Below are 6,062 nucleotides of genomic sequence, written 5' to 3'. Positions count from 1 at the left end.
GAGTGAAGGTAATGCAGCTAGGCGATAGCGGGACCCAGGCCATTGCGGCCTGGCAACAGCAGGTCCAGGGCGTTCAAGGCTGGCTCGCGCGGCACTGTGAGCAGGCGCCGCGCCCGGAAGGGGCCGGTGTGACCCAGGGTGTGGTGCTCTGGCGTCAGGGTGAGCAGTGGCAGCCCGTTGCGCTGTGGCCCGGTCAGGCGGATGGCGCTGCACTGCTTTCGCTCAGTGAAGAGGTGCGGGACGCAGGGCGGGGGCTGGTGAGCCAGCTTGGCGAAGACAGCCTGGGCATCGGTTATCCGGTGCGAGACCTGGCCAGCGACGAGGCCGAGGGTGCCCTGCCGGGAAAGGGGGCCTTGCTGGGAGCAGTGGCCTTGCGGGTCATGTTGCCCGAGGCTCTGCGGGGCCGAGATAGCGCCGTGCAGACAGCCCTGTTGCCGCTGATGCAGCGGCTCGAGGATGGAGTCGCGACTCTCGAGCGCGACGTGTTGCAGCGCTCGTATCGCAGCGGGCGACAGCTCCAGGACCGGCTTTCCCAGCACCTTTCTCTGCTGGCGGCAGTGCTCGCCGAACCGCGTTTTTCCTCCGCTGCCATGCAGCTCGTCTCGCGCCTGGCCAGCCACTTCGAAGCGGAGCGGGTCAGCCTGGGTTGGCGGCGCGGTTCTCGTACGCGAGTCGAGCAGATCTCTCACAGCGCTCAGTTCAATCGCAAGATGAATCGCATCCGCGCCACGGAAACTGCCATGGACGAGGCGTTGGACCAGCGCATCAGCGCAGTGTGGCCGGCTCCCGCCGGGCCGGGGTGGGAGCACCGTGTGGTGCGCGCCCAGGCGGCGCTGGGCGGCATGACGGGGCTGGCAGCGGTGGTCAGCTTGCCGTTGCTGGATGGAGCGGAGCCCCTCGGCGCCGTTACCCTGGAGCGCGACATGCCTTTCGATGCCGAAGAGGTAGCGGCGCTTGAGAGTTTGCTGGCACTCTGCGCCCGGGCCCTCGAAGAGAAGCGGCGCAACGACAGACCGCTGCCGCTGAAGATGGCGGTGGCTACGTCGGAGCAGTTGGGGCGGCTGTTCGGCCCGGGGTTCCTGGGCTACAAGCTGACCGGATTGGTGCTGGCAGGGTTATTGGCCTTCTCCTGGCTGGCGACAGGAGAGGAGCGCATCGCCGCCGATGCGATCCTCGAGAGCCGTGAGCAGCGAGTGATGACGGCGCCGTTTCGTGGCTATATCGATGCGGCTCTGGTGCGGCCCGGCGATAGGGTCGAGGCCGGCCAACCCCTGGCCGACATGGAGACCCGAGACCTGTTGCTAGAACGCCTGCAGTGGCAGAGCGAGCTGGCCAAGTTCGAGCGCCAGGAGCAGGAGATGCGGGCACGGGGCGACCGTGCCGGCATGAACGTATTGGCGGCGCAGCGCGATCAGGCCCAGGCAAGGCTGGCTCTGGTGGATTCTCGGCTGGAACGGGCCACGCTGTTGGCGCCATTTGCCGGCGTGGTGGTCAGCGGCGATCTCACCCAGCGACTGGGAGGTGCCGTGGAGCAGGGGGAGGAGCTGTTCCGGGTTTCGCCGCTGGACGACTTCCGTCTCGAACTGGAGGTGCCGGAGCGCCGCATCGATGACGTCAGGGTGGGGCAGCGGGGCGAACTGGTGCTGGCGGCGATGACCGGCGAACGGTTGCCTTTCGTCATCGAACGGCTCACACCGCAGACCCGCAGCAGTGATGGCAGCACTCGCTTCGTCGTCGAGGCAAGCCTGGTGCGCGATGCCGAGAGCATCGATGGCGCTGCGCGACGCGAGTTGCGTCCGGGGCTGCAGGGCGTGGCCAGGATAGAGACCGGCGAGAACAAGCTGATCGTCATCTGGACGCGGGAGCTGGTGGACTGGCTGCGCCTGACGCTATGGCGTTGGTGGGGCTGAGGCGTGGCCGGCCCGCTGTTCAGCCAGCATTGGCATCGAGTGGCCGACCTGCGCTTGCGGCTGCGTCATCATGCCAGCCTGCATCGCCACGAATATCGCGGCGAGCCGTGGTACGTGCTGCACGATACCCTCACCGGACAGGTGCACCGCTTCACGCCGGAGGCGTATCAGATCGTCGGTCGGCTGGATGGCAAGCGCACTCTGAGTGAGATATGGGATCAGGTGAGTGCCTCGCTGGGCGATGCCATGCCGACCCAGCAGGAGCTGATCGCCTTGATCGGAAGGCTGCACGGGGCCAACGTGCTTTCGGGCTACGGCGACATCGATATCGACGAGCTCTCCCGACGCCAGACGAAGCAGAAGCGGGGCAAGTGGCTACAGCTGGTGCGCTCTCCTCTGGGCATTCGCATCCCGCTGCTCGATCCTGAGCGCTTCATTGCTGCCAGCTACCCGCTGGTCAGGCCTTTCATCAGCCCACTGGGTGGGGTGCTGTGGCTGGCAACGCTGCTACTGGCGCTGGTAGTGGCGGGGGTGCACTGGCAGTCGCTTACCGACAACCTGGCCGATCGGGTGTTCGGTATCGGCAACTTGCTGATGCTGGCGCTCATCTATCCGCTGATCAAGGCGCTCCATGAGTTGGGCCACGCCTGGGCGACCAAGGATGCCGGGGGCGAGGTACATGAGGTCGGCGTGATGCTGCTGGTGTTCTTTCCGGTGCCATACGTGGACGCCAGTGCCGCGGCTGCCTGCCCCGACAAGTCGCGCCGCATGCTGGTGGGGGCGGCCGGCATCATGGTCGAGCTGTTTCTGGCATCGCTGGCGATGCTGGTATGGGCGGCGGCCGAACCGGGCCTGCTGCGGGCAGTGGCGTTCAACGTGATGCTGATCGCGGGTGTGTCGACGCTGCTGTTCAACGGCAACCCATTGCTGCGCTTCGATGCCTATTACGTGCTGGCGGATTACCTGGAGATTCCCAATCTCTTCAATCGCGCCAATCAGCAGCTGACCTACGCGGTGAAGCGCTACCTGCTGGGCCGGCGCGACGTGACCAGTCAGGCGCGATCCCGGCGCGAGGCGTGCTGGCTGGTGAGCTATGCCCTGGCGTCGTTCGCCTATCGCTTGATGATCATGGTGGCCATCGCCGTGTTCGTGGCCACCAAATATCTGTTCGTTGGCGTCATTCTCGCCCTTTGGTCGGTGACCATGACGCTATTGCTGCCTCTGTTCAAGATGCTCAAGGCCATGACCGTGGACGATTCATTGCAAGGCTCGCGTGGCCGCGCCTGGGGCTGGCTCTTTGGCGGCCTCATGGCAGTGACGCTGCTGCTGTTTCTGGTTCCGCTGCCCTACGCTACCCATGTGCATGGCGTGGTGGATAGTCGCGAGCCGGCCCAGGTGCGCGTTGGCGTCAGCGGCGAGCTCGCCGAGCTGTGGGTGGAGGATGGCCAGGAGGTGACGGCTGGCGATCCGTTGATGCGCATTGCCGCTCCGGAGCTGGGCGTGGAGGTGCGCCTGCTCGAGGCGCGAATCCGCGAGATCCAGCAGGAGCTCGTCGCCAACGTGCGCGATGCCCAGGCGGCTGCCATCCTGCGCGAGACCCTGGTGCCGGTGGAGCGTCAGCTCGACGATGCACGCCAGCGTGCTGCTGCCACCGTGGTGATCAGCCCCCATACTGGCCTGATGCTGATGCCGGAGGGGGTTCCCCGCCTGGGTAGCTATCTGCATCGTGGCACGGCCGTTGCGTCGGTGGTGCGTCCGGAGGATCTGCGCATTCGCACCTTGCTGCCGGCTCATGTGGTAGAGCGTGTGCGCGACGATACGCGTCGGGTCCAGCTGCGGTTGCCGGGCCATGAGTGGGATGCTGCCGGCAGCCTGCTGTGGGTATCGCCCAGTTCCGATCATGCAATACCCAGCCCGGTACTGAGCGTACAGGGCGGCGGACACGTGGCGGTCGATCCCAGTGCGACGACCGACGATGGTTCACCCAGGGCGTTTCGGCGACATTATCTGGCCGACTTTGCGGCGGGAGAATTGCTGCAGGAGGGGGGCTCGTTACATCTGGGGGGGCGGGTTCACGTACGTATCGAGCATGCTCCGGAGCCGCTGGGCTACCGGCTGTGGCGTGACCTGCGCCGCTCGTTCCTGAGGCTTTTCGAGCTATGAGCCGTCTGACATGCCTTTGCTGAAGCTGCCCGGCGACGTACTGACGCGTCCGGAGCGAACCCTGCTGCCGCCGGGGAGCCTGGAGCGTCCCTGGCACTGGTTGAGGTCGAAGCTGCATCGGCCGGCGGCGATACGCAGGCTTGGGCTGCGCTCGCAGCTGCCGGGCATACATCGGCATGCCGCCCGCCTGGCATCACTCGATGTACAGGTGCTGGCCGAGGAGCGCGATGGCTTGCGGCTTGCGCTTGCACGCCAGGGCGTGACGCCACGGCTGGCTCGGCATGCCTTCGCTCTGGTGCGGGAGGTCTCCCGGCGGGAGCTGGGCATGGCGCATCATGACGTACAGCTGTTGGGCGGGCTGGCCATGCTGGGGGGAAGAATCGCCGAAATGCATACCGGCGAGGGTAAGACCCTGACGGCGACACTGCCGGCGGCAACGGCTGCCTTGGCCGGAATTCCGGTACATGTGATCACCGTCAACGACTACCTGGCCGCTCGCGACGCGGAGCTGATGACCCCGGTCTACCGTGCGCTGGGCCTGAGCGTGGCAGCGGTGGTGCATGAGATGCCGCCACACGAGAGGCGAGCCGCCTACGCTGCCGATGTGGTCTATTGCACCAACAAGGAGCTGGTTTTCGACTACCTGCGCGACACTCAGCTGCTGGGTCGTCATCGCCATCCGCTTCAGGCCCATGCGGCGCGGCTGGTCGGTGAGCTGCAAGACGAACGCCTGCTGCTGCGGGGTCTGCATTTCGCCATCGTCGACGAGGCCGACAGCGTGATGCTCGACGAGGCGCGAACGCCGCTGATTCTCTCGGGGCCGGCAGGCAAGGACGCGCTCGATATCGCGCTGCTCGATCAGGCGCTGGCCCTTGCCGCTGAGTTCGAGGAGGATACGCATTTCGTGCGGGAGAGCGGGCAGATCCATCTGACCGAGCGTGGCCGGGAGCGGCTGACCGAACGGGCGCAGGCCTTGGGCGGCGGTGGCTGGGTAGGGCGTTCACGGCGAGAGTGGCTGGTTCAACAGGCGCTGGTGGCGCGCCACCATTTCCAGCGTGACCACCATTATCTGGTGCGTGATGGCAAGGTGCAGATCATCGACGAGCACACCGGCCGGGTCATGGCAGACCGCAGCTGGGAGAAGGGCCTGCAGCAGATGATCGAGCGACTCGAAGGCTGCGAGCCGAGTGATCCCAACGTGACGCTGGCGCGGCTTACCTACCAGCGCTTCTTCCGCCGCTACCACCATCTTTCCGGCATGACCGGCACGGCGCGAGAGGTGCGCGGAGAGCTCTGGCGTACCTATCGTCTGCGGGTGGTGGCGATACCCCCGCACCGGCCCAGCAAACGCCAGCACTGGCCGACGATATCCCTCGCACGGCAGGCCGACAAGTGGCAGTGGATTGCCACCCGCGTCCAGGAAATCGCCGGCCAGGGGAGAGCTGTGCTGGTGACCACGGTCAACCTGGCCGACTCCGAAGCGCTGTCGCAGCGGCTCGCCGAGGCCGGTATCGAACATGCCATGCTCAACGCGCGTCAGGATGCCGAAGAAGCCGATACGGTTGCCCGCGCTGGCCGTCGTGGTGCTGTGACGGTGGCTACCAGCATGGCGGGGCGGGGCACCGACATTTCGCTGGAGGAAGAGGTCAAGAGAGCAGGTGGGCTGCATGTCATCGTTGCCGGCCACCACGATGCCTCGCGGGTGGATCGGCAGATTGCCGGTCGCTGCGCGCGTCAGGGCGACCCGGGCAGTGTGGAACTGGTGGTATGTGAAGAAGAGGCTCTGCTCGATGAGCTGACGGAGTGGCAGCGTCGTATGGGGCAACTGCCGACACGCTTGAAGCGTGCTCAGCGACGGCGTGAGGCGCGCCACGCCAGAGAACGCGCGCGGCTGTTGGAGGCCGACTGGCGCGAGGACGAACAGTTGGGTTTCAGTGGCAAGTCCGAATGATTGTGACCGACAACCGAATAGCCGTCAGCGGACGGTGG

Annotated in this window: 3 protein-coding genes; all 3 read left to right on the top strand. The window is 66.2% G+C overall.

The genetic code is table 11. The annotated features are described in order from the left end of the window. Positions 1–11 precede the first annotated feature (11 nt). The 3 genes from HOP59_RS11975 to HOP59_RS11965 are packed head-to-tail and all read left to right on the top strand — an operon-like array spanning position 12 to position 6,024. Positions 12–1,910: a GAF domain-containing protein gene (locus tag HOP59_RS11975; protein ID WP_234254086.1), complete on the top strand. Its 1,899-nt coding sequence runs from the start codon at positions 12–14 to the stop codon at positions 1,908–1,910. Positions 1,911–1,913: 3 nt separating this feature from the next. Beyond that, positions 1,914–4,073: a biotin/lipoyl-binding protein gene (locus tag HOP59_RS11970; RefSeq protein ID WP_010628714.1), complete on the top strand. Its 2,160-nt coding sequence runs from the start codon at positions 1,914–1,916 to the stop codon at positions 4,071–4,073. A gap of 10 nt (positions 4,074–4,083) precedes the next feature. Further along, the gene (locus tag HOP59_RS11965; protein ID WP_010628713.1) at positions 4,084–6,024 is read left to right on the top strand and encodes a preprotein translocase subunit SecA; all 1,941 of its coding nucleotides are present in this window, start codon (positions 4,084–4,086) and stop codon (positions 6,022–6,024) included. Positions 6,025–6,062 lie beyond the last annotated feature (38 nt).

Source organism: Billgrantia aerodenitrificans (assembly GCF_021404405.1).
GTDB lineage: Bacteria > Pseudomonadota > Gammaproteobacteria > Pseudomonadales > Halomonadaceae > Halomonas > Halomonas aerodenitrificans.
This window is presented reverse-complemented; position numbering and strand designations above follow the sequence as displayed.